This is a genomic window from Massilia sp. X63 (genome assembly GCF_041023745.1).
GTDB lineage: Bacteria > Pseudomonadota > Gammaproteobacteria > Burkholderiales > Burkholderiaceae_D > Telluria.
In genome coordinates this window covers 355,829-377,864 of record NZ_JBFTEF010000003.1, presented here as the reverse complement: position 1 = coordinate 377,864, position 22,036 = coordinate 355,829, and the positions used below count along the sequence as shown (strand labels likewise).

Below are 22,036 nucleotides of genomic sequence, written 5' to 3'. Positions count from 1 at the left end.
CCATCGTGTTCATTGCATGCTGCTGGACAGGGACCCCATGGTCCGCATCAGCTGGATCGCCGCGGGACCGAGCAGCACCATCATCAGCGTCGGGAAAATACAGAAAATCAGGGGGAACAAGAGTTTCAGGCCGATCTTGGCGGCGCATTCCTCGGCCATCATGCGCCGCTTGTAGCGCAGGTTCTCGGAATGCACGCGCAGCGAATCGCCCACGCTGGTGCCGAAGCGCTCGGACTGGATCAGCATCGCGACCAGGGTGTCGACATCCTCGACGCCGGAACGCAGCGCAAAGTTGCGCAAGGCTTTGTCCTTGCTGAAGCCGGCCCGCATTTCCATCAGCACGATCTGCAGTTCCTGCGCCAGCACCACGCTCTTGATATGGATCTCGGCGGCGACCTTCACCATTGCGCGCTCCAGGCTCAGCCCCGCTTCGACGCACACGGTCAGCAGGTCGAGCGCATCGGGGATGCTTTCGAAAATCTCGCGCTGGCGCCGGCGGATGATGCGTTCGAGGATGATGTTCGGCAGGTAGTAGCCAAGCGATGCCGCAAGCAGGAGCAAGGCCATCAGCCGTGCGCCGCTGAACACGGCGGGATAGAAGATGGCAAGCGGCGCCGCCAGCGCCGGCAGCAGCAGGGCCAGTCCGGTCTTCGACGCGAAGTACAGCGGCGGGGCGGACGCGTTGCGCCAGCCGGCGTTCATGAAGCGCGTGCGCAGGTTCGATTTTTCCCAGCCTTCTTCAGGAATCGAGAGTTTGCTCAGCGGCTTGGCCACGCTGGCGACGCGCTCGACCCAGCCGCCGCCCGCATCGAGCTGGCTCGGTTCGGCACTGCCCAGGAAGCGGCGCAGGCGGTCCCGCAGCGCCAGCGGCGCGAACAGCGCGAGGCCAAGCCAGGCGAGGGCCAGGACGACGCACAGGACGACGAGCAGGAACAGCAGGTGGGAAGAATTCATGATCGCCTCAGATCCGGATACGGATGATGTTGCGCAGCCAGATGAAGCCGACGAGCAGCATGACGGCTGCGTACCACAACAGGCGCTCGCCGGCCGGGTCGGTCCAGAGCTGGCTGATGTACTTGGGATTGGTCAGCAGCATCATGCCGGCCACGACAAACGGCAGCGCTCCGAGGATCCAGGCCGACATGCGGCCTTCGGCCGACAGCACGCGCACGTGCGCCACCAGCTTCAGGCGCGCACGGATGATCTGGCTGATGTTCCCCAGGATTTCCGCCAGGTTGCCGCCTGAATCGCGCTGGATCAGCACGGCGATGATCAGGTAGCGCAAGTCGGTCAGCGGAATGCGCGCGGCCATGGCATGCAGGGCCTCGTTGATCGGCACGCCATAGTTGATCTCTTCGCGGGCGATGCGGAATTCGCCGCTGAGCGGCTCCGGCAGTTCGTTGCCGACGATTTGCAGCACATTGCTGAACGAGTGTCCTGCGCGCAGGGCGCGGGCGATGAAGTCGGCGGCCTCGGGCAGCTGGCGCTCGATGTGGATCAGCCTGCGCGTGCGTGCGCGGCGCACCAGCAGCCAGGGCACGCCCAGTCCGCACAGGGCCAGCAGCAGACGCACGGCGGCAGGCAGCGGCCAGGCGAGCGTCAGCAGCCCGATGGCCGCCATGCAGCCGATCGACCAGGCCAGGAACTGCTCCACCGAGGTACCGACGCCGGCCTGCACCAGCAGCGCGTCGATCCGGTTCGCCAGCGCAAGCCTGTGCAGCAGGCGGTCGAAGGTCCCGTTGCGGCTGTAGCTGCGCTGCTTCAGGATCGAGATCCGCTCGCCGCTACGTCCGGGCGAACCTGACATGATCTGCAGGCGGCGCGCGACGCGGCGCGCGGCCTGGCCGTGCGTTCCCATCCACCACAGGTAGGCGCCCTCGATCGCGAGGATCACCGCCGCGAACAGGAACACCACAAAAGCGTAGAACAGCGCGTCCATGCTGCCTCCAGTCCTAGTAGACCCGGTCGGGATCGAAGGTATCCTCGGGCACCGGCACGCCATACATCTTCAGGCGGTCGGCGAAGCGCGGGCGTACCCCGGTTGCGCTGAACCGGCCCTGCACCTTGCCCTCGCCGTCGACGCCGCTCTGCTCGAAGCGGAAGATTTCCTGCATCGAGATGATGTCGCCTTCCATGCCGGTAATCTCCTGCAGGCTGACGAGCTTGCGGGTACCGTCGGTCAGGCGGGTGGCCTGCACCACCACGGTCACCGCCGACACGATCTGCTGGCGGATCGCGCGCGCGGTCAGGCTCACGCCGGCCATGCTGACCATGTTCTCCAGCCGGGCCAGCGCGTCACGCGGAGTATTCGAGTGGATCGTCGCGAGCGAGCCCTCGTGGCCGGTGTTCATCGCCTGCAGCATGTCGAGCGCTTCGGCGCCGCGCACCTCGCCCAGGATGATGCGGTCGGGGCGCATGCGCAACGCATTGCGCACCAGCGCGCGCTGGGTCACCTCGCCCTTGCCTTCGATGTTGGGCGGACGGGTCTCGAGGCGCACCACGTGCGGCTGGCGCAGTTGCAGTTCGGCGGCGTCCTCGATCGTCACCACCCGCTCATTGGCCGGGATGAAGCCGGAGATGAGGTTGAGCAGCGTGGTCTTGCCGCTGCCGGTGCCGCCGGAAATCAGGATGTTCACCTTGGCCCCGCCCAGGCTTTCCAGCACCCGGACCATCGGCGGGGTCAGGCTCTTGTAATCGAGCAGGTTCTGCACCGTGAGCGGGCTGGCGCCGAAGCGCCGGATCGACAGCAGCGGCCCGTCCACCGCCAGCGGCGGGATGATCGCGTTCACGCGGGAGCCGTCCGGCAGGCGCGCATCGACCATCGGGCTCGACTCGTCCACGCGCCGGCCCACGCGCGAGACGATCTTCTCGATGATCTTCATCAGGTGGGCATTGTCGTGGAAGGCGATGTCGGTAAGTTCGAGCTTGCCGCGCCGTTCGACGTAGACCTTGCTGGCGGTGTTGACCAGGATGTCCGACACGCTCGGGTCGTTCAGCAGCGGCTCGAGCGGGCCGAAGCCGAGCATCTCGTGCTGGATGTCGAGCACCAGGTGATGGCGCTCGTGCTGGTTCAGCACGATGCGCTCTTCTTCGATGATGCGCTGGATTAGCAGCGCCAGTTCGTGCTTGAACTGTTCGGCGGTGAGACGTTTCAGGCGTTCGAGGTCGATGCGGTCCAGGATCATCTGGTGCATGAGCTTCTTCAGCTCCTGGTAGGCCTGGTTGCCGGCCTCGGCCGGCACTGCGCCGGGTTGGCGTTCCTGGCCGGAGAGTGCAAGGCGTTCGCGTAGGGACATGGGCTGCTCCGATTAATCCAGTCGGTCGTGCGTTCGGTCGCGGGTCGTGGGTCTGCTCGGTGATCAGCTATCGGCTTCCCCGCGTCCGAACAGGCGGTCGAACAGCCCCCTGCTCTCCTGAACGCGGCGGGTGGTCACCAGTTCGACCATGTCGGCCAGGCTGCGCGCGGCCGCGCTCGAGCGCGACAGCTGCAGCACCGGAACGCCCTGGTTGACCGAATCGGTGACGGCGATGTAATCGTTGGGGAAGGTATGCACCACTTCGCAGCCGAGCGCCGCGTGCAGGTCCTGCAGGCGCAGCTTGCCGCCCTTCTCGTAGCGATTCACGATCAGGCGAATGTGGTCGAGCACATAGCCGAGCGAGCGGAAGATGTCGAGCAGGCGCCGCGCATCGCGGATGTCGGGCAGCGCCAGCTGCAGCACCGGGTAGATCACATCGGTGACGTCCAGCGCCCGCAGCGACACCGCGTCGATCTGGCGGCCGACGTCGAGCAGCACGTAGTCGTAGTGCTGGCGCGCGACGCGCAGGATGGTGTCGATGTGTTCCGGCTTGGCTTCCTTGCCCTGCCCGGCGTCGTCGGCGGCGGCCAGCACGCCGAAGCCCTCGGTCACATGCACCACGCAGGATTCGAGAAATGGACCGTCCACGCGCGCGATCTGGGCGCAGACGTCAGACAGGGTCATGCTCGGCTTCTGGTCGGACACATACAGCGCGGCGTCGCCGAACTGGCCGTGCAGGTCAATCAGCAGCACCTTCTTGGCGGCCAGGGTGGCAAGCGCATAGCCGAAATTGGTCGAGATGAAAGTGGCGCCGCTGCCGCCCTTGCAGGCGATGAAGGCAAGGATCTTCCCGTCGCGCATCGCCCCGACTCCGGCGGCGGCCGAGATGCGGTCCATCGACTCGTGGAAGGCGCGGTGCACCAGCGGCAGCTGCAACACTTCGCGCACGCCGGCCCGCATCGCGCGGATCAGGAGGTCCGGCTGGTGCTGGTCGGTCAGCAGCATCAGGTGGGTCTCGGGGTACTGGCGGCCGAGGCGTTCCAGCAGCGCGGCCTCGGAAGGCTCGATGTCGCTCGCGTCGACGATGACCAACTGGGGACTGTCGGACTCCGGCCGATCGAGCGCTTCGCGCAGGCTGGCGCGGACTGCGCCGAGGTTCAGCGGCGGGACGCGTGCGGCGCCCTGCGAGGCGATTTCCGCATAGAGCTGGCTGTCACGGCTGATGAGTAGCGCTTTCATGGGCGAGCCTCGTGGCGACTCCGTCGAATCGGGGGAAATGCGGCGCGCCTATCGCGCGCTGCCGCTACTGATGATGAGCGCAGGCGGTGCGCTTTCCGGTTGCACGAAGCTGCTCTGGTAGCGGTCGTGCGCATTCTTGGCGGCGCGGCCGTCGATGCCGGTGGCCGGATTCCTGTTGGCCGCGGCAGCGGGGTCGATTACCTGGGCAGCCAGGTTGGCGCGCGTAGCCATGCCGAACTGCTGGTCCCACTGCGGCGTGGTCTGCGCGCAGCCCTGCAGGCCGGCGCCAATGAGCGCGAGCCCCAGCGTCAGCGACATCAAGCGGATCGTCTTCACGATAGCCTCCTATTTGAGTTCGAAGCCGGCGCTGGTCTGCGCAGCAGGCGGTGTGGGCTGCGGGGTGGACGCGGCCGCGGTGGTGGTGGACGGCGCGGCCCCTTCGAGCTGGCCGCCGAGCAGCACGCCGGCGCGCGAAGGAGCGCCTACCTTGTCGGTCGGCAGCGAATACTCGGCTCCGGGCATGGGCTTGACCAGGCGCGCCGTGATCACGAACACCAGTTCGGTGCGGTCCTGCTGGTAATCGGTGCTGCGGAACAGCGCCCCCAGGATCGGCACTTCGCCCAGCATCGGCAGTCCTTCCAGGTTGGCCACCAGGTTATTCCTGACCAGGCCGCCGATGGCGAAGCTCTGTCCGTCGTAGAGCTGCACGGTGGTGCTGGCGCGGCGCGTGGTCACCAGCGGCAGGATGGCGGTGCCGGTGATGCCGTTGGCCGACACCCCGATCCCTTCGCGCGACAGTTCCGACACCTCCGGCGCCACCTTCAGGTTGATGCGGCCGCCCGCCAGCACGGTCGGGGTGAAGCGCAGCCCGACCCCGAATTCCTTTTCTTCGAGCGTGATCTTCCTGTCGTCCTGGGCAACCGGGATATAGAACTTGCCGCCGGCCAGGAAGGTGCCTTCCTGGCCGCTGATGGCCAGCACGTTCGGCTCGGCCAGCACGCGAACCAGGCTGTCCTGCTTGTTGGCGTCGCCCACCAGCCGGCCGCCCCGGGTCTGGAACATCTCCTCGCCGGCAGGTGCGCGGCCGCTCAGGAAGTTCGACACCAGGGTGGTGGTCCAGCTGCCGCCGCCGAAGCTGAAGCGGGTCTTGGCTTCGAGCCGTTCGAGCAGGGTCTTCGACACCTCGGCGATCTTCACTTCGAGCTGCACCTGCTGCGGCGCGCTCACGTTCAGGAGATTGATCACGCGGGTGGTGGCGGAAGAGGATCCGGGGCCGCCGCTGCCGGGCGGGAGCACGCCGCCATTGTCCTTGCCGCCGGCGGCGGTCAGCTGGCGCAGTGGGCGCTGCACGTAGGCGCCGGCCAGCTCCACTGCACGAGCGATTGCCGCGGCATCGCTGACGGTGCCGCTCAGCACCAGGGAATCGGCGGCGGCGGACACGCGGATGTCCTTCTCTTCGGGCATGACGGCGGCCAGGGTCGCCTGCAGCCCGGCAGGGTCCATTGCGACCACGATATCGATCACGCTGCACAGGCCGCTTTTACCCTGCACGATCATGTTGGTGCTGCCGACGTCGACCCCGGCGATGTAGAGCGTATCCGGCGCCACCAGCATGGCCTGCACGATGTCGGGATTGCCGACGCTGCGGTGGGCAACCTTCTCGGGCAGCCGCAGCATGGTCGACTTGCCCATGTTGAGCATCAGGGTGGCAGGACGCGCGGCCTCGCCGCTACAGCCCGCGGCGGGCTGGGAGCGCGCAGCTGTCGGCTTGGCGGGGGCCGGCGCAGCGGTCGCGGCCGTGGCCGTCGGTTTGGCGGAAGCGGGAGCGGCAGCGGCAGCGGCAGCGGCAGCCGCTGGCGTGGCGGGGGCGGCGTGCGAGGGCGCGCTGGCGGCCAGCGCCAGGCCAGCTGCAAGCCGTGCAAGGTTGAGGCGTCTGTTCATGGCATCCATCCCGTTCAAGAGGGGGTCAGAAGCATTCCTGGGAGGCGTGCAGGCCATTGATGACCTTGACGCATTCGCGTTGCGGCGCCGGCGCCGGCAGCGGGGCCTGCACGCGCGGTTTTGGAGGCGCCACCGGCATCGCCACCGGCCGCAGCGGCGCGACCGCCGGCAACAGGTTCTGCTTGGTCGCGCCGGTGGTTTGCGCCGCGGCCGGGTCGACCTGGTTGCGCAGCGCCAGCGACAGCGTGCCGACGCTGCGCGCCAGGTCGAGCTGTTCGGCCTGCTCGGGCGTGACTTCGAGCGTGACGGCATTCACCACCTTGGGCTTGGTCTCGTCGCGGTTGACTTCCTGCGCCACGGCCAGGACCAGGATCCGTTCGAGCACGATCTTCGAGATGCTCTGCTCGCGTGCAGTACTGGCCTGACCCTGGCCCTGGGGCTGCGGCTCGGTCTCGGTACTGACGATGATGTCCACGTAGTTACCCGGCAGTGCGAAACCGGCCACGCCGATCACATCGTTGACGCGCACCGTGATGGCGCGCTTGCCTTCGGTAATCAGAGCCGACAGCCCGCCCAGCGTGCCGACCGGCGCAAGCTTGGCCTCGCTCAGCGGGTCGCCCATCAGGATGCTGGTCTTGAGCACCCGGCCGCTCAGCTTCTGCGGGTCGTTGAATGCGCCTTTCGGCACGCTGTGGGCCGGCCACTCGACTAGCTTGAGCATCTCGGGCGTCAGGCGCTGCCCGAGGTTGATGTCGGAAGCCGCCACCACGATGCGGCTGGCGCTTGCCGCGGGCTGCGTCAGCAGCCAGCGCGAGGCCATCACCACGGCGCCCAGTCCGAACAGGATCGCGAGCGTCATCACGATCACGGCACGTTTGTTTTTCATCGCATTTCTCCCAGGTTGCTTGGCTCCAGGGCCGCCCTGGCGCCGAACAGGCTGCTCCAGGCCTGTGCCACGCTGTCCGCGTCGAAACGCGGCTCGCGGCCGGCAAAGCCGGCGAAATCGGCGATCCGGCCCAGCAGCTCATGCGGCCAAGCTGCCAGCAATGGACGCCGGGTGCGGCGGTGCAGTTCGTTGATGAGGTAGTCGATCGTGCCTTCGTCAGGCTCGATGCCGCGCAGCCGGCACTGGCGCCGCACCAGGGCGCGGTAAGCGGGCTCGGACAGCGCACCGAGCGCGATCCGGTAACCGATGCGGCGCAGGCAGGATTCATCGAGGACCGATTCGGGCGCAAGGCTGGTGGCCAGCACCAGCACGGCGTCGAACGGCAGCGCATGGCTTGCCCCGCCGGGCACCGCGACATGGTCGACGCCGCGTTCGAGTGCGCCCAGCCAGCGGTGCAGGACCTCGGCAGCCGGCACACGCTGGCGGCCGAGGTCGTCGAGCACCAGCAGTCCGTTGTTTGCCAGCAGGTGCGGCGGTGCGCGCAGCACGCCGCCGGCAGCCTCGGCACGCAAGTCCAGCATGTCGTGCGCCAGTTCTGCACCGACGTGTACCAGCGGGCGCTGGCACAGCGCCCAGCGCGCATCGCAACTGCGCCGCTCTTCCATCAGGCGTGCCTGCAGCGGCGCCGCGTGCAGGGCCGGGTCGTACACCTGCACGATCTCGTGATTGACCAGCACCGCGTAGGGCACCGCGATCGGCTCCTGGCGCAGTTGCACGAATTTGCGCGCGAGCGTCGTCTTGCCGCTGCCGGATGGGCCGTACAGCATCAGCGGCCGGTTCGAGTGCAGCGCGGCGCCGATCAGCTCGCGTATCGCCGGCTCGATCCCGTCCTCCGCAAGCGCGGCCTGCAGCTCGGCGGGCGTGACGCGCGGCGCATCGGGATGGCACAGCGACTGACGCTCGACCATTGCGGAGTAGGCGGCCAGCGTCACCGGAGCAGGCCCGACGTAGCGCGATTCGGCCAGGTAGTCGGCCGCGGCGCGCTGGCCGAAGGCGGTCAGCTGGTAGTGCACGTCGATGTCGGAGTCGCCGCACCACGCCACCTCGACCTGCTGCTCGGCCACCAGCTGCTGCAGCACTTCGCGCACCACGCTGATCGACAGGCGCAGGCGGCCTGTCAGCACGGACAGTGCGGTCTTGCCCCCTGCGTGCAAGGTCTTGATCACAAGCGCGGTAGCGAAGCGGGGATCGAGGCCGGTGTCACGCACGGTGCGCGGCTGGCGCGGCAGGGTATGCCCGGGCTCGCTCTCCAGCCCGCCACCCTGCGCGCTCGCCAGCCGCCCTTCGAGGGCAGTTGGCGGCAAGGGTGCTGATAACACTTCCATGGAGAAACCTCCTGCGGGGATGCGGATATTTCTTACATTTGTTAAATTGATTCTAGCCATCAGCTTCCCTGCCCCGTTTGACGGCCAGCAAGGAAGAAGACTTTTCAAAATGTCAAGCGTAGGCGCTCATGACGACGTAGATCGTGCCGGCTGCAATGGCGACGCCGTAAGGCAGGGAGCCGGCGCTTTCCATGACCGTCTCGCTCCCTGAAGGAAGCCGCAACATGGCCCTTCGAAAGATGCCCCCGACGTTCGCGAGCGCCAGCCGCAGCCTGCCCCGGAACAGAATGATGGCAAGGGCCATGACGCCACCGGCGCACCAGGCAATGACCGCAATATGGAATGCCACGGCCGGACCGGTGAAGGCGCCGACCGTGGCCATCATCTTGACGTCCCCGGCAGCCATGCTACGGAGCAGGTAGAAAGGCAGGAACAACACCAAGCCGAGCATGGCGCCGCCGAGACAGGCCAGCAAGGCCGCGCCAGGATCCGGCGATATCGCATGCAGCACCAATGCGCCCGCCAGACCGGCAAGCAGCAGCAGATTCGGGATGCGCCTGCTGACCAGGTCGTTGATCGCGGCGGCCGCCACCAGCAGTAGCAGCAGTGTATCGAGATAATGTGCGACAAGCATGATGCGCTCCCTCGAAAAAAAAGCCCCCGGGGCCGGAAGGCACCGGGGGCAGGCACCATGATCAGGGGTGGCTGTTTTTGAGCTTGTTGCCGATGTACTCGAACATACTGCTGAGTTCACCGCTCATCGTCGTGGCTGCTGTCGCGATCGCCACACCGACCAGTGCAGCGATCAGGCCGTATTCGATGGCCGTCACACCGCCCTCATCAGCGACAAACGCTTTGATAGCAGCGGTAATGGTGTTCATGACACACTCCTTTTGGTGGGTTGATAACTACTTTCTCGAAACCAGACCTGGCCCCGGCTGGCGCCGGGGCCGTAACGCTTAGGTATGGCTATTCTTCAGCTTGTTACCGATGTAGTTGAAGATACTGCTGAGCTCACCGCTCATCGTGGTGGCCGCCGTCGCAATCGCGACACCGACCAGTGCAGCGATCAGGCCGTATTCGATGGCCGTCACACCGTCTTCATCGGCAACGAAGGTTTTGATGGCGGAGGAAATCGTGCTCATGACAACTCCTTGTAATGGTTGATAAAGTACTGAACATTCACTGACAGACGGGGCCCCGTCTTTTCCTGCCTTGATTGCGTCGGTCAGTGGGTTCACTGTAACGAATAGTGCCAAGTGGCAAGTTGACTCTCGGCAAGTTTTCCGCGTGGAAATTAAAAAAGCAGATGCGGAACTTCGCGTCTTTGTCTTGGCCAAACTTTGCGCAGAAAACGCGGCCAAAAAAGATAAATCTTGTTAAGAATAGTTGCCTGTAATACAAAAAGGGCTTATTCTATTTCTTTGGCCGTTACAAAAAGCCGCGAGCCCTTCGTGGTACCGACAAGCTGCGCATTGCCTGACTCTGTTCCTGTAGACGACATGGATTCCCTGCTGCGACACATGGTGGACATGACTGGCCACCGCGATCACACGATGCTCGACATCTCCGTGATTTCCGCGGTACAGGAACTGGCGGGCGCGGTCCAGACCCGCGTGCTGACGATTGCGACCGTATGCGGCCACAAGTTTGTCCGCTCGCGCGCCTGCATCCGGAGCGGCGGCGTAGCCTGTCCCGAAGAAGTGCACGACGGCGCCAGCCCGGGCGAGCCGATCGTCTCCTTTCCTGCGCTGGCGCATTGCCTCGAGCGGCACGACTCGCGCGCCGAAGGCATGGGCGCCGACGGCCTGCGCCGCCTGTGGCTGCCGATCTGGTTCGGCGACAAGGCCGACACCTGCCTCGAGATCGTGCACGCGCACAGGTTCACGGCCGACGCCATCCACATGATCAGCGGGATCGTCAGCGTATACCGCAACTTCCAGAACCTGCTCGACTACAGCGAACGCGACTCGCTCACCGGGCTCCTGAACCGCAAGACCTTCGACGACCAGCTGGCGCGCATGCTGCACTGCGCGGACAGCGAGCCCCTGGCGCCGGGCCAGCTCGAACGGCGCCAGCACGGGGGCGAGGAAAAGCAGTGGCTGGCGGTGGTCGACGTCGACCATTTCAAGATGGTGAACGACCGCTTCGGCCACCTGTACGGCGACGAAGTGCTGATCCTGATCGCCAACCTGCTGCAGTCATCGTTCCGCTCGCAGGACCGGGTGTTCCGCTTCGGCGGCGAGGAATTCGTGGTGCTGCTGCGCTCGACCACGCTCGAGAATACGCGCAAGATCATCGACCGCTTCCGCACCAACGTCGAAGCGCACGTGTTCCCGCAGGTGGGACAGGTCACCGTCAGCGTCGGCTTCACCAGCATCAGCGCCCTCGATTCGCCAGTGGTCACGCTCGGCCACGCCGACCAGGCCCTGTACTTCGCCAAGGCCAACGGGCGCAACCGCGCCTGCCACTACGAGGAACTGGTGGCCAACGGCCTGCTGCAGACCGTCGCCACCAACGATACCGCCGAATTCTTCTGACCCGGGCGCTCAGCCTGCACGGCAGGCGAAATCGAGCGCGTCCTCGAGCCGGTCGTCGCCCCAGAACATCTCGCCCTGCACGAAGAAGGTCGGCGCACCGAAGATGCCGCGTGCCCGCGCGGCCGCAGTCTGCGCGCGCAGCGCGTCCTTGCAGCCCTCTTCCTGCGCCTGCCGCAGGACCGCGGCCGGATCGGGCACCAGGCCCGCGAGTGCGGCCAGCACGGCGCCCGCGTCGTCGATCTCGGCATCCTCGGACCAGTTGCGCAGCATGATGCGGCGGCAGAACTCCCCCATCCAAACCTGCTCGGCGCCGAGCAGCGCGACCCGCATCGGCAGCACGGCGCGGCGCGGGAAAACCGAGGGCCGGACAAACGGGATGCCGTACCTGGCGGCACGGCGCGCCATGTCGCGCCAGACGTACTCCCCTTTTTCCTTCTGCTCCGAGAAGGGGGAGCCCTGCCAGCCGAGTTCACGGAAGATCGGCCCGAGCAGGAAGGGCTTCCAGTGCAGCGGCACCTTGGCACGGCCCGCCAGCGCCTCGATGCGCATCAGCGACAGGTAGCTGTAGTTGCTGCCGAACTCGAACCAGAATTCGATGGGTGGGTGCATTGCAAATCCTTACCAAGTGGTAAAAACAAGTCGGCTGCCGGCATGCCATTGTCGCATTCCGGCGCGATGCACCCGCAAATTCAGGCGATGTTCATGAACTGCAGCGGATTGACGTTCCACTTTTCGGGCGGCTCGTGGCGCAGGATCTTGTCGCCGCCGCCAAAGCCGAAGGGCTTGGACAAATCGAGGGTCTGCGGCTTGATATAGCCTTGGCTCTTGGTGCTGAAGAACACGTTGACCTTCGGCGTGAGCAGGCTGGTTTCGTGCGGCTCGATCACCACGCCCAAGCGGCCGGACTCGAGCAGCACCAGGGTACCCACCGGGTAGATGCCGACGCAGCGCATGAATTCCTGGGCCAGCGTCGGGCTGAAGTGGAACTTGCTCCACTCGTAGATCTTGCGCAGCGCTTCGGCCGCCGGCATGCCCTTGTGGTAGCAGCGGTCAGAGGTGATGGCGTCGTAGACGTCGACGATCGCCGCCATCTGAGCCAGTTCGCTGATGCCGCCTTCAAGCTGCTTGTCCGGATAGCCGCTGCCGTCGCGCCGCTCGTGGTGGTGCAAGGTGATGTCGAGCGGGATCGAGCCGATCTCCGGCGTCTTGACAAGGATGTCGTAGCCGTCGCGCGGGTGGCGCTTGATGATGTCGAATTCCTCGTCGGTGAGGCGGCCCTGCTTGTTCAGGATGGCGTCCGGCACCAGCGCCTTGCCGGTGTCGTGCAGCAGGCCGCCCAGGCCGGCCTGGTAGATCGTGTCCTCGTCCATGTTGCGCGAGCGGCAGAACGCGACCAGTAGCGCGCACACGCTCACCGAATGCAGGAAAGTGTAGTCGTCCTTGTTCTTGATGCGCAGGAGACCCAGCAGCGCGCCGGAATTGCGCAGGATCGATTCGGTCACGCTCTCGACCACCGGTCCTACCTTGTCCAGTTCGACCGCCTTGCCGAGGCGGGCGTCGGCCATCACGGTGCGCACCAGGCCGACCGCCTGCTTGCGGATGTTGGCGGCGCGGGCGAGCTCCTCGCCCAGCGATACGCGCGTGACCACCAGCGGCCTGGCGGCGATCGCCGTGACTTCCGCCTCGGTGGCGGCATCGGCCTGCGCCAGGGTCGGCGCATCGTCCACGTCCAGGCCCTTGCTGCAGTCGATCACGACACCGCGGATGCGCGCATTGCGGATTTTGAGGATTTCGTCTTCGGACGTGAGCACGAAACGGTTGCGCACGAAAGGATGCTCCATCCAGCCGCAATCGAGGTCATGGATGAACATCCCGATCTTCAGCTGCGACGAATCCACCTTTTTTAACATGTTGCTACTCTGCTCTGTAATAATGTCGGCGCCCATCGGCCTAGGCACAGTATAACGATTTAGTTACGCAGAATCATCATTTGTTGCCCATCAGATACATACTCAGAAGATGGAATTTCGTCAGCTCCGGTATTTTGTCGCCATCGTCGACCACGGCTCGCTGTCGCGCGCCGCGCTGGTCCTGCACGTGGCGCAGCCGGCATTGACCCAGCAGTTGCGCCAGCTCGAGGAGGAACTGGGCGCGCAGCTGCTGCACCGCTCCGCCCATGGCGTGCTCAGCACCGATGCGGGCAAGATCTTCTACGAGCATGCGCAGGCGATCCTGAAGCAGGTGGCGGATGCGCGCTCGGCGGTGGTGCAGTCCACCACCCGGCCGTCGGGCAGCGTCTCGCTCGGCCTGCCGCACAGCATATCGGGCGCGCTGGCGCTGCCGCTGCTCACCGCTACCCGGGCCCGGTTCCCCGAAATCACGCTGCAACTCACGGAAGAGATTTCGGGAAGCCTGACCGAACAGCTCAAGTCGGGACGCCTGAACCTGGCGGTACTGTTCGAGGACGTCCCGGCCGGCCATTTCACCAGCACCCCGCTGGTCGAGGAAGACCTGATGTTCATCTGCCGTGCCGGATCGCACTTCGCACCGGCCACGGACAGGCTCGGCTTGCGCGAGGCCGTGGCCAGCACCTTGATCCTGCCGGCGCGCCAGCATGGCGTACGTCCGCTGGTCGAACAGGCGGCGCAAGGCGCCGGTCTGGCGCTCGGCCCCATCCTCGAGATCAATTCGCTGGCCATCCTGCGCTCGGCCCTGCTGGCCGACCTGGGCGCCACCCTGCTGCCGGTCGCCCCGCTGCTGGCCGACATCGAGCGCGGCGCGATGGCTGCCTGGCCGGTCGGACAACCGGCGATCACGCGGCGCGTGACCTTGTGCGCCTCGCGGAATATCCCGCTGACGAATGCGGCCGCGGCAATCGGCAAGCTGGTGCGCGAAGTGACCGAAGACCTGTGCGCGCGCGGCGACTGGCCGGGTGCAAGGCTGATCGCGGCCTGAGCATATAACGGTCATCAGTTTTTCTTATACCCCCATCCGGATTCCCTATTGGCCCTGGCGCGGCCAAGTCCCTACACTCCACGCGGTTAAAGAGCGCCTTTGACGCTCGACGTCGCTACCGCGACCCGTTCTTCCGCCCCGCCTACCCGGCAGCCAGCGGCGAACACCCGCATCGAACCACGATTTTGGAGACCCCCATGCCAGACACCGTCACGCCACAAGCGGCGACGCCGGACCATTCGTCCCGCCTTCACACCGTCACCCTCGACGACAAGTACACCGCCAAGACCGGCAACATCTTCCTGTCCGGTATCCAGGCCCTGGTGCGCCTGCCGATGATGCAGCGCGAGCGCGACGCCGCCGCCGGCCTGAACACCGCCGGTTTCGTGTCCGGCTACCGCGGCTCGCCGCTTGGCGGCCTTGACGAGACCCTGTGGAAGGCCAAGGGCCATCTGGAAGCCAACCACGTGCAGTTCGTCCCGGGCGTGAACGAAGACCTGGCCGCCACCGCCGTCTGGGGCACCCAGACCGTGGACCTGATCGGCCCGGCCAAGTACGACGGCGTGTTCGCCATGTGGTACGGCAAGGGCCCGGGCGTGGACCGCTGCGGCGACGTCTTCAAGCACATGAACCACGCCGGCACCGCCAAGCATGGCGGCGTGCTGCTGGTGGCCGGCGACGACCATGGCGCCTATTCCTCGACCCTGCCGCACCAGTCCGACCACATCTTCTCGGCCTGCATGATCCCGGTGCTCTACCCCTGCAACGTGCAGGAATACCTGGACCTGGGTGTGCACGGCTGGGCCATGTCGCGCTACTCGGGCTGCGCGGTGGCCTTCAAGGCGCTGGCCGACACGGTCGAATCGAGCGCCTCGGTCGACGCCAACCCTTTCCGCGTCGAGGTCAAGTATCCGAAGGATTTCGTGATGCCGGAAGGTGGCCTGAACACCAAGCTTTCCTCCGTGCCGCTGGGCCAGCAGGCGCGCGCCCAGGAAGCGCTGATGCAGGACTACAAGATCTACGCGGCGCTGGCCTACGCCCGCGAGAACAAGCTGAATCGCACCACCATCGACAGCCCGAATGCGAAACTCGGCATCATCGCCTCGGGTAAATCCTACCTGGACGTGCTGGAAGCGCTGGAAGAACTGGGCATCGACGAAGCCATGGCCGCCAAGGTCGGCCTGCGCCTGTACAAGGTCGCGATGATCTGGCCGCTGGAGCCGGAAGGCGTGCGCGAATTCGCACAGGGCCTGGAAGAGATCCTGGTGGTCGAAGAGAAGCGCCAGGTGGTCGAGTACCAACTGAAGGAACAGCTGTACAACTGGCGCGACGACGTGCGCCCGCATATCGTCGGCAAGTTCGACGACAAGGGCGAGTGGGTGGCGCCGCGCGGCGACTGGCTGCTGCCGCCGAAGGCCGACTTCTCGGTGGCGCAGGTGGCGCGCGTGATCGCCGGCCGCATCGCGCGCCTGGTGTCCGACGACAGCACCCGCGACCTGATCCGCGCGCGCCTGGCCTTCCTGGAAGCCAAGGACGCGGTACTTGCCAAGGCGATCACCACGCCGTTCCGCCCGGCCTTCTACTGCTCCGGCTGCCCGCACAACACCTCGACCAAGGTGCCGGATGGTTCCTTCGCGCTGGCCGGCATCGGCTGCCACGTGATGGCGACCTCGATCTACCCGGAGATGAACAAGCTGACCACCCACATGGGCGGCGAAGGCGCACCCTGGATCGGCCAGGCCGCGTTCTCCAAGGTGCCGCACGTGTTCCAGAACCTGGGCGACGGCACCTACTTCCACTCGGGCTACCTGGCGATCCGCGCGGCCGTCTCGGCCAAGGTCAACATCACTTATAAAATCCTGTACAACGACGCGGTGGCGATGACCGGCGGCCAGCCGGTGGACGGCACGACTTCGGTGCCGCACATTGCCCAGCAGATGGCGGCCGAGGGCGTGCAGCGCATCGCGCTGGTCACCGAAGACCTGTCGCGCTATGCCGACCGCTCGAACCTGCCGGCGATCGTCACCCTGCACGACCGCAAGCACATGGACGACATCCAGCGCGAACTGCGCGAACTGCCGGGTGTCACGGTCATCATCTACGACCAGACCTGCGCCGCCGAGAAGCGCCGCCGCCGCAAGAAGAAGGAATTCCCGGACCCGAACCAGCGCATGGTGATCAACGAAGCCGTGTGCGAAGGCTGCGGCGACTGCGGCATCCAGTCGAACTGCGTCTCGATCCTGCCGAAGGAAACGGAATTCGGCCGCAAGCGCCAGATCGACCAGTCCTCGTGCAACAAGGATTACTCGTGCGCCAAGGGCTTCTGCCCGAGCTTTGTTACCGTCGAAGGCGGCACCCTCAAGAAGAGCAAGGCCGGCGTGAGCAAACAGGGCCCCGACGACGGCTGGGGCGCCCTGCCCGAGCCTGGCCTGCCGAGCGTCGAGCATCCGTACAACATCCTGATCAACGGCATCGGCGGCACCGGCGTGATCACCGTCGGCGCGCTGATGGGCATGGCCGCCCACCTCGAAGGCAAGGGCGCCTCGGTGCTGGACATGACCGGCATGAGCCAGAAGAACGGCTCTGTGACCTCGCACGTGAAGATCGCCGCCACCCCGGACCGCCTGCGCGCCCAGCGCATCGCCACCGGCGAAGCGGACCTGATCCTCGGCTGCGACATCCTCACCACCGGCGCGGCCGATGCGGTCTCCAAGATGCGTCCCGGCCGCACCCTGGCCATCGTCAACCTGCACGAGCAGCCGACCGGCACGTTTGCCCAGCAGCGCGACTGGGAATTCCCCTCGAACGACGTGCGCGCCCTGATCCTGGAAGCCGTGGGCGGCGAGTCGGGCGCCGATTTCGTCGATGCCACCAAACTCGCGACTGCGCTGATGGGCGACTCGATCGCCACCAACCTGTTCCTGATGGGTTACGCCTGGCAGAAAGGCCGCATCCCCTTGACGGAAGCCGCCCTGCTGCGCGCCATCGAGCTGAATGGCGTGGCGGTTGCTTCCAACAAGATGAGCTTCCTGTGGGGCCGCCGCGCCGCCGTGGACTTCAAGCGCGTCGAGAAGCAGGCGATCCCGGCGCAAGCCATCGTCGTGCAGATGCCGCAAAGCCTGGACAGCGTGATCAAGAAGCGCGTCGAGCACCTGACCGGCTACCAGGATGCCGCCTATGCGGCGGTCTACGAGGACCTGGTCAAGCGCGTGCGCGAGCTCGAGACCGCGAAGGGGCTGGGCAGCAAGCTGTCGATGGCGGTGGCGAAGAACTACGCCAAGCTGATGGCCTACAAGGACGAGTACGAAGTCGCGCGCCTGTACACCGACGGCCGCTTCGTCGAGCAACTGAAGTCCCAGTTCGAAGGCGACTTCTCGCTGAAGTTCAACCTGGCGCCGCCGATGTTTGCGAAGAAGGACGCCAAGGGCCACATGGTCAAGGCGCAGTATGGTTCCTGGATGTTCGGCGCCTTCAAGCTGCTGGCGAAAATGAAGGGCCTGCGCGGCGGCGCCTTCGACATCTTCGGCAAGACCGCCGAGCGCAAGATGGAACGCGCGCTGATCGGCGAATACCGCGAGATGGTTGACATGCTGCTGGCCAGGCTGGATGCGGCCAACCACGCCGAGGCGGTCGAACTGGCCGCGCTGCCGGAACAGATCCGCGGCTTCGGCCACGTGAAGGAACAGGCCGTGGCCGAATTCCGTGCACGCAAGGCTGAGCTGCTCTCCGGCAACGTCAAAAAGCGCGCTGCGTAATCGTAGGGTGGGCGGGTCTCCCGCCCACCCTACAAACCCACATCGTGCCCGGCTTGACGTTAACGTTAACGTCATATACCGTACCGAGATACCCCTGTCCTCCCGAACTCCCAAGGACCCAATCCAATGAACGACATCACCCCCGCCGCGAAACTCGACCTGCCGGAGCAGCCGAAGCTGGCCAACAAGGTGCGCTTCGTCACCGCCGCTTCCCTGTTCGACGGCCATGACGCCTCGATCAACATCATGCGCCGCATCCTGCAGTCGAACGGCGCCGAAGTGATCCACCTCGGCCACAACCGCTCGGTCGACGAAGTCGTCACCGCGGCCCTGGCCGAAGACGTGCAAGGCATCGCCATCTCGAGCTACCAGGGCGGCCACGTCGAATACTTCAAGTACATGATCGACCTGCTGCGCCAGCGCGGCGGCGCCCACATCAAGGTGTTCGGCGGCGGCGGCGGCGTGATCGTCCCGAGCGAGATCGACGAACTGCACGCCTACGGCGTCACCCGCATCTTCAGCCCGGAAGACGGCCAGCGCATGGGCCTGGTCGGCATGATCCGCTCGATGCTGGAAAGCTGCGACGTCGATTTGTCTTCCTACGCCCCCACCTCGATCGAGGCATTGAAGCAAGGCGACATCGCCGCGCGCCACCGCCCGCTGGCCCAGCTGATCACCGCGCTGGAAAACGGCAAGGCAGACGAAGCCCTGCGCAAGCAGATCATGGAAGCGGCCGACAGCGTCAAGGCCCCGGTGCTGGGCATCACCGGCACCGGCGGCGCCGGCAAGTCCTCGCTGACCGATGAACTGATCCGCCGCATTCGCCTCGACCAGGGCGACCGCATCAACATCGCCGTCATCTCGATCGATCCGTCGCGCCGCAAGTCGGGCGGCGCCCTGCTGGGCGACCGCATCCGCATGAATGCGATCAATCCGTGGAACGGCCAGGCACGCGTGTTCATGCGTTCGCTCGCCACGCGCGAAGCCGGTTCCGAGATCTCGCAGGCCCTCCCTAGCGTGATCGCCGCCTGCAAGGTGGCCGGTTTCGATCTCGTGATCGTCGAGACCTCGGGCATCGGCCAGGGCGACGCCGCCATCGTGCCGCATGTCGACACCTCGATGTACGTGATGACCCCGGAATTCGGCGCCGCCTCGCAGCTCGAGAAGATCGACATGCTCGACTTCGCCGACTTCATCGCCATTAATAAATTCGACCGCAAGGGCGCGCAGGATGCGCTGCGCGACGTCGCCAAGCAATACCAGCGCAACCGCGAACTGTGGAGCCGCCAGCCCGATGAAATGCCGGTGTACGGCACTCAGGCTTCGCGCTTCAACGACGACGGCGTCACCGCCCTGTACCACGGCCTGCTGCCGAAGCTGGCCGAACTGGGCTTGCAGGTCGAGCCGAGCAAGCTCGCGCCGCCGACCCAGAAGTACTCGAGCGGCAAGAACGTGATCGTTCCGCCGGCACGCGCGCGCTACCTCGCCGAAATCGCCGACACCGTGCGCGGCTACCACCGCAACGTCAAGAAGCAGGTGCAACTGGCGCGCGAGCGCCAGCAGCTGAGCGAGACCAAGCGCATGCTGGCCGCCGCCAACCGTGATGTGGTCCTCGACGACCTGATCACCGAGCGCGACAACGCCATGGAAGGCGGCGCCAGGAAGCTGCTGGCCATGTGGCCGGACATGCAGGCCGCCTATGCGGGCGACGACTACGTCGTGAAAATCCGCGACAAGGAAATCCGTACCCGCCTGGTGCAGAAAACCCTGTCGGGCAACCCGATCCGCAAGGTGGCGCTGCCGAAGTTCGAAGACCACGGCGAGATCCTGCGCTTCTTGATGCTGGAAAACGTGCCGGGTTCCTTCCCGTACACGGCCGGCGTGTTCGCCTTCAAGCGCGAAGGCGAAGACCCGACCCGCATGTTCGCGGGCGAAGGCGACGCCTTCCGCACCAACCGCCGCTTCAAGCTGGTCTCGACCGGCATGGACGCCAAGCGCCTGTCGACCGCTTTTGACTCCGTGACCCTGTACGGCGCCGATCCGGCACTGCGCCCGGACATCTACGGCAAGGTCGGCAACTCGGGCGTCTCGATCGCGACCCTGGACGACATGAAGGTGCTGTACGACGGTTTCGACCTGTGCAGCCCGTCGACCTCGGTGTCGATGACGATCAACGGTCCGGCCCCGACCATCCTGGCGATGTTCATGAACACCGCCATCGACCAGCAGATCGACAAGTTCGTGCTTGATAACGGTCGCCAGCCGACCGACGACGAAGCGCAGAAGATCAAGGACTGGGTCCTGATGAACGTGCGCGGCACCGTGCAGGCCGACATCCTGAAGGAAGACCAGGGCCAGAACACCTGCATCTTCTCGACCGAGTTCTCGCTGAAGGTGATGGGCGACATCCAGGAATACTTCGTCCACCACCAGGTGCGCAATTTCTATTCGGTGTCGATCTCGGGCTACCACATCGCCGAAGCGGGCGCCAACCCGATCTCGCAGCTGGCCTTCACGCTGTCGAACGGCTTCACTTTTGTGGAAGCCTACCTGGCGCGCGGCATGCACATCGACGACTTCGCCCCGAACCTGTCCTTCTTCTTCTCGAACGGCATGGACCCTGAATACACGGTGCTGGGCCGCGTGGCGCGCCGCATCTGGGCCGTCGCCATGCGCGACAAGTACGGCGCCAACGAGCGCAGCCAGAAGCTGAAGTACCACATCCAGACCTCGGGCCGCTCGCTGCACGCGCAGGAGATCGACTTCAACGACATCCGCACCACGCTGCAGGCCCTGATCGCGATCTACGACAACTGCAACTCGCTGCACACCAACGCCTACGACGAAGCGATCACCACGCCGACCGACGAATCGGTGCGCCGCGCACTGGCCATCCAGCTGATCATCAACCGCGAATGGGGCCTGGCGAAGAACGAGAACCCGAACCAGGGCGCCTTCATCATCGACGAGCTGACCGACCTGGTCGAAGAGCAGGTGATGCAGGAGTTCGAGCGCATCGCCGAGCGCGGCGGCGTGCTGGGCGCGATGGAAACCGGCTACCAGCGCGGCAAGATCCAGGAAGAGTCGATGCTGTACGAGCACAAGAAGCACGACGGCTCGCTGCCGATCATCGGCGTGAACACCTTCCGCAATCCGAACGGCGCCGGTGCCCCGGCGACGATCGAGCTGGCGCGTTCGACCGACGACGAAAAGCAGTCGCAGCTGACCCGCCTGGAAGACTTCCACCGCCGTAACGCCGACCAGGCCCCGGCCGCGCTGGCAGCCCTGCAGCAGGCCGCGATCGACAACGAGAACGTGTTCGCCAAGCTGATGGACGCCGTGCGCGTCTGCTCGCTGGGCCAGATCACGACCGCGCTGTTCGAGGTCGGCGGGCAGTATCGCCGCAATATGTAAGCCTTCCACGCCGGTCCCAAGCCGGCGCGGCATTCAGCGGCAGCGTCGTGGACCAGCGCCACCACGCTGCCGCTGTCGTTTCCGCTTGTCGAATCCCGTGGCCACCGATCGCGCCGGTGGCCTAGAATGGACTCATTCCCACCAGCGGAGCCACGCATGCCGATCCAGCCCGAACAGCTCGCCGCCCTGATGCGCGAAGTCGAACAGGAAGACCCGATCGATTTTGCCGACCTTCCCTTCCCTGAAGACGAGTTGCGCGCGCTGGTGGCCACCCATCTGTGCGAGATGGCGGGTGCGATGGAGAACTTCAGCACCGAAGATCGCCTGATGACCCTGCTGGCCGTGTCGGCCAAGCTGGTGCTGGAAAACCTGGTCCTGCATGTACAGTTGTTGCGCCGCCATGGGCTACCGGTGGGCGAGAACGTCGACGCGCTGCTGAGCCGCCTGCGCAAGTCTTAGATATCCATTAACACTCCCGGCATGGGGGTGTGAGCATCCAGCCAAGGGCCGATGCTTCGTGCACGCGCCTGATCCCCCCTGCGTGGGACTGCCCTTCGCAGCCAACGGCTGTTATCTTTCTATAAACCAACACTTTATCCCGCGCAAACTCACACAATAGCAACAG

At 65.6% G+C, this 22,036-nt stretch carries 18 protein-coding genes; 5 read left to right on the top strand and 13 right to left on the bottom strand.

The features are described 5' to 3' along the window. Positions 1–9: 9 nt before the first annotated feature. From AB3347_RS08745 to AB3347_RS08695, 11 genes are all read right to left on the bottom strand, one after another. On the bottom strand, positions 10–954 hold the full coding sequence (locus AB3347_RS08745; protein ID WP_369091397.1) for a type II secretion system F family protein: 945 nt from the start codon (positions 952–954) through the stop codon (positions 10–12). A 7-nt stretch (positions 955–961) separates the two neighbouring features. Beyond that, a complete protein-coding gene (locus tag AB3347_RS08740; RefSeq protein WP_369091396.1) occupies positions 962–1,939 on the bottom strand; it encodes a type II secretion system F family protein in 978 nt (325 codons plus the stop codon). Positions 1,940–1,952: 13 nt separating this feature from the next. Continuing rightward, positions 1,953–3,296 (bottom strand): CpaF family protein, encoded by a 1,344-nt coding sequence (locus AB3347_RS08735; RefSeq protein ID WP_369091395.1) that lies wholly within the window; start codon positions 3,294–3,296, stop codon positions 1,953–1,955. A gap of 63 nt (positions 3,297–3,359) precedes the next feature. Beyond that, on the bottom strand, positions 3,360–4,535 hold the full coding sequence (locus AB3347_RS08730; protein WP_369091394.1) for a CpaE family protein: 1,176 nt from the start codon (positions 4,533–4,535) through the stop codon (positions 3,360–3,362). A gap of 48 nt (positions 4,536–4,583) precedes the next feature. Then, on the bottom strand, positions 4,584–4,871 hold the full coding sequence (locus AB3347_RS08725; protein WP_369091393.1) for a hypothetical protein: 288 nt from the start codon (positions 4,869–4,871) through the stop codon (positions 4,584–4,586). A gap of 9 nt (positions 4,872–4,880) precedes the next feature. Further along, positions 4,881–6,476 carry a type II and III secretion system protein family protein gene (locus AB3347_RS08720; RefSeq protein ID WP_369091392.1) on the bottom strand — a complete coding sequence of 532 codons (1,596 nt, stop codon included), beginning with the start codon at positions 6,474–6,476 and terminating at the stop codon, positions 4,881–4,883. Positions 6,477–6,501: 25 nt separating this feature from the next. Beyond that, the gene (gene cpaB / locus AB3347_RS08715; RefSeq protein WP_369091391.1) at positions 6,502–7,362 is read right to left on the bottom strand and encodes a Flp pilus assembly protein CpaB; all 861 of its coding nucleotides are present in this window, start codon (positions 7,360–7,362) and stop codon (positions 6,502–6,504) included. Continuing rightward, positions 7,359–8,747, bottom strand: a complete 1,389-nt coding sequence (locus AB3347_RS08710) for an ATP-binding protein (protein WP_369091390.1) — start codon at positions 8,745–8,747, stop codon at positions 7,359–7,361. Before AB3347_RS08710 ends, cpaB begins: the two co-directional genes overlap by 4 nt. Before the next feature lie 112 nt (positions 8,748–8,859). Beyond that, positions 8,860–9,381: a prepilin peptidase gene (locus AB3347_RS08705; RefSeq protein ID WP_369091389.1), complete on the bottom strand. Its 522-nt coding sequence runs from the start codon at positions 9,379–9,381 to the stop codon at positions 8,860–8,862. A 61-nt stretch (positions 9,382–9,442) separates the two neighbouring features. Then, on the bottom strand, positions 9,443–9,628 hold the full coding sequence (locus AB3347_RS08700) for a Flp family type IVb pilin (RefSeq protein ID WP_369091388.1): 186 nt from the start codon (positions 9,626–9,628) through the stop codon (positions 9,443–9,445). A gap of 78 nt (positions 9,629–9,706) precedes the next feature. Then, positions 9,707–9,892 (bottom strand): Flp family type IVb pilin, encoded by a 186-nt coding sequence (locus tag AB3347_RS08695; RefSeq protein WP_369091387.1) that lies wholly within the window; start codon positions 9,890–9,892, stop codon positions 9,707–9,709. Positions 9,893–10,249: 357 nt separating this feature from the next. On the opposite strand from AB3347_RS08695, the gene AB3347_RS08690 reads away from it, so the two are divergent. After that, positions 10,250–11,287 (top strand): GGDEF domain-containing protein, encoded by a 1,038-nt coding sequence (locus AB3347_RS08690; protein ID WP_369091386.1) that lies wholly within the window; start codon positions 10,250–10,252, stop codon positions 11,285–11,287. Between the two features lie 9 nt (positions 11,288–11,296). Here AB3347_RS08690 and AB3347_RS08685 read toward each other — a convergent pair whose 3' ends face one another. Further along, positions 11,297–11,896, bottom strand: a complete 600-nt coding sequence (locus AB3347_RS08685) for a 2-hydroxychromene-2-carboxylate isomerase (RefSeq protein WP_369091385.1) — start codon at positions 11,894–11,896, stop codon at positions 11,297–11,299. Between the two features lie 80 nt (positions 11,897–11,976). After that, on the bottom strand, positions 11,977–13,197 hold the full coding sequence (locus AB3347_RS08680; protein WP_369091384.1) for an HD-GYP domain-containing protein: 1,221 nt from the start codon (positions 13,195–13,197) through the stop codon (positions 11,977–11,979). 109 nt (positions 13,198–13,306) lie between these two features. On the opposite strand from AB3347_RS08680, the gene AB3347_RS08675 reads away from it, so the two are divergent. The 4 genes from AB3347_RS08675 (at position 13,307) to AB3347_RS08660 (ending at position 21,870) form a co-directional block, all read left to right on the top strand. Further along, positions 13,307–14,242: a LysR substrate-binding domain-containing protein gene (locus AB3347_RS08675; RefSeq protein ID WP_369091383.1), complete on the top strand. Its 936-nt coding sequence runs from the start codon at positions 13,307–13,309 to the stop codon at positions 14,240–14,242. Between the two features lie 197 nt (positions 14,243–14,439). Continuing rightward, positions 14,440–17,997, top strand: a complete 3,558-nt coding sequence (locus AB3347_RS08670) for an indolepyruvate ferredoxin oxidoreductase family protein (RefSeq protein ID WP_369091382.1) — start codon at positions 14,440–14,442, stop codon at positions 17,995–17,997. A gap of 126 nt (positions 17,998–18,123) precedes the next feature. Next, complete coding sequence (gene icmF / locus AB3347_RS08665; protein ID WP_369091381.1) at positions 18,124–21,411, top strand: fused isobutyryl-CoA mutase/GTPase IcmF; 3,288 nt, start codon at positions 18,124–18,126, stop codon at positions 21,409–21,411. 156 nt (positions 21,412–21,567) lie between these two features. Next, positions 21,568–21,870 (top strand): hypothetical protein, encoded by a 303-nt coding sequence (locus AB3347_RS08660; protein WP_369091380.1) that lies wholly within the window; start codon positions 21,568–21,570, stop codon positions 21,868–21,870. Positions 21,871–22,036 lie beyond the last annotated feature (166 nt).

Bases quoted from the DNA above. Each gene is read 5' to 3' on its own strand.
- AB3347_RS08745 (WP_369091397.1), bottom strand. From the start codon at position 954: ATGAATTCTTCCCACCTGCTGTTCCTGCTCGTCGTCCTGTGCGTCGTC.
- AB3347_RS08740 (WP_369091396.1), bottom strand. From the start codon at position 1,939: ATGGACGCGCTGTTCTACGCTTTTGTGGTGTTCCTGTTCGCGGCGGTG.
- AB3347_RS08735 (WP_369091395.1), bottom strand. From the start codon at position 3,296: ATGTCCCTACGCGAACGCCTTGCACTCTCCGGCCAGGAACGCCAACCC.
- AB3347_RS08730 (WP_369091394.1), bottom strand. From the start codon at position 4,535: ATGAAAGCGCTACTCATCAGCCGTGACAGCCAGCTCTATGCGGAAATC.
- AB3347_RS08720 (WP_369091392.1), bottom strand. From the start codon at position 6,476: ATGAACAGACGCCTCAACCTTGCACGGCTTGCAGCTGGCCTGGCGCTG.
- cpaB (WP_369091391.1), bottom strand. From the start codon at position 7,362: ATGAAAAACAAACGTGCCGTGATCGTGATGACGCTCGCGATCCTGTTC.
- AB3347_RS08710 (WP_369091390.1), bottom strand. From the start codon at position 8,747: ATGGAAGTGTTATCAGCACCCTTGCCGCCAACTGCCCTCGAAGGGCGG.
- AB3347_RS08705 (WP_369091389.1), bottom strand. From the start codon at position 9,381: ATGCTTGTCGCACATTATCTCGATACACTGCTGCTACTGCTGGTGGCG.
- AB3347_RS08700 (WP_369091388.1), bottom strand. From the start codon at position 9,628: ATGAACACCATTACCGCTGCTATCAAAGCGTTTGTCGCTGATGAGGGC.
- AB3347_RS08695 (WP_369091387.1), bottom strand. From the start codon at position 9,892: ATGAGCACGATTTCCTCCGCCATCAAAACCTTCGTTGCCGATGAAGAC.
- AB3347_RS08690 (WP_369091386.1), top strand. From the start codon at position 10,250: ATGGATTCCCTGCTGCGACACATGGTGGACATGACTGGCCACCGCGAT.
- AB3347_RS08685 (WP_369091385.1), bottom strand. From the start codon at position 11,896: ATGCACCCACCCATCGAATTCTGGTTCGAGTTCGGCAGCAACTACAGC.
- AB3347_RS08680 (WP_369091384.1), bottom strand. From the start codon at position 13,197: ATGTTAAAAAAGGTGGATTCGTCGCAGCTGAAGATCGGGATGTTCATC.
- AB3347_RS08675 (WP_369091383.1), top strand. From the start codon at position 13,307: ATGGAATTTCGTCAGCTCCGGTATTTTGTCGCCATCGTCGACCACGGC.
- AB3347_RS08670 (WP_369091382.1), top strand. From the start codon at position 14,440: ATGCCAGACACCGTCACGCCACAAGCGGCGACGCCGGACCATTCGTCC.
- icmF (WP_369091381.1), top strand. From the start codon at position 18,124: ATGAACGACATCACCCCCGCCGCGAAACTCGACCTGCCGGAGCAGCCG.
- AB3347_RS08660 (WP_369091380.1), top strand. From the start codon at position 21,568: ATGCCGATCCAGCCCGAACAGCTCGCCGCCCTGATGCGCGAAGTCGAA.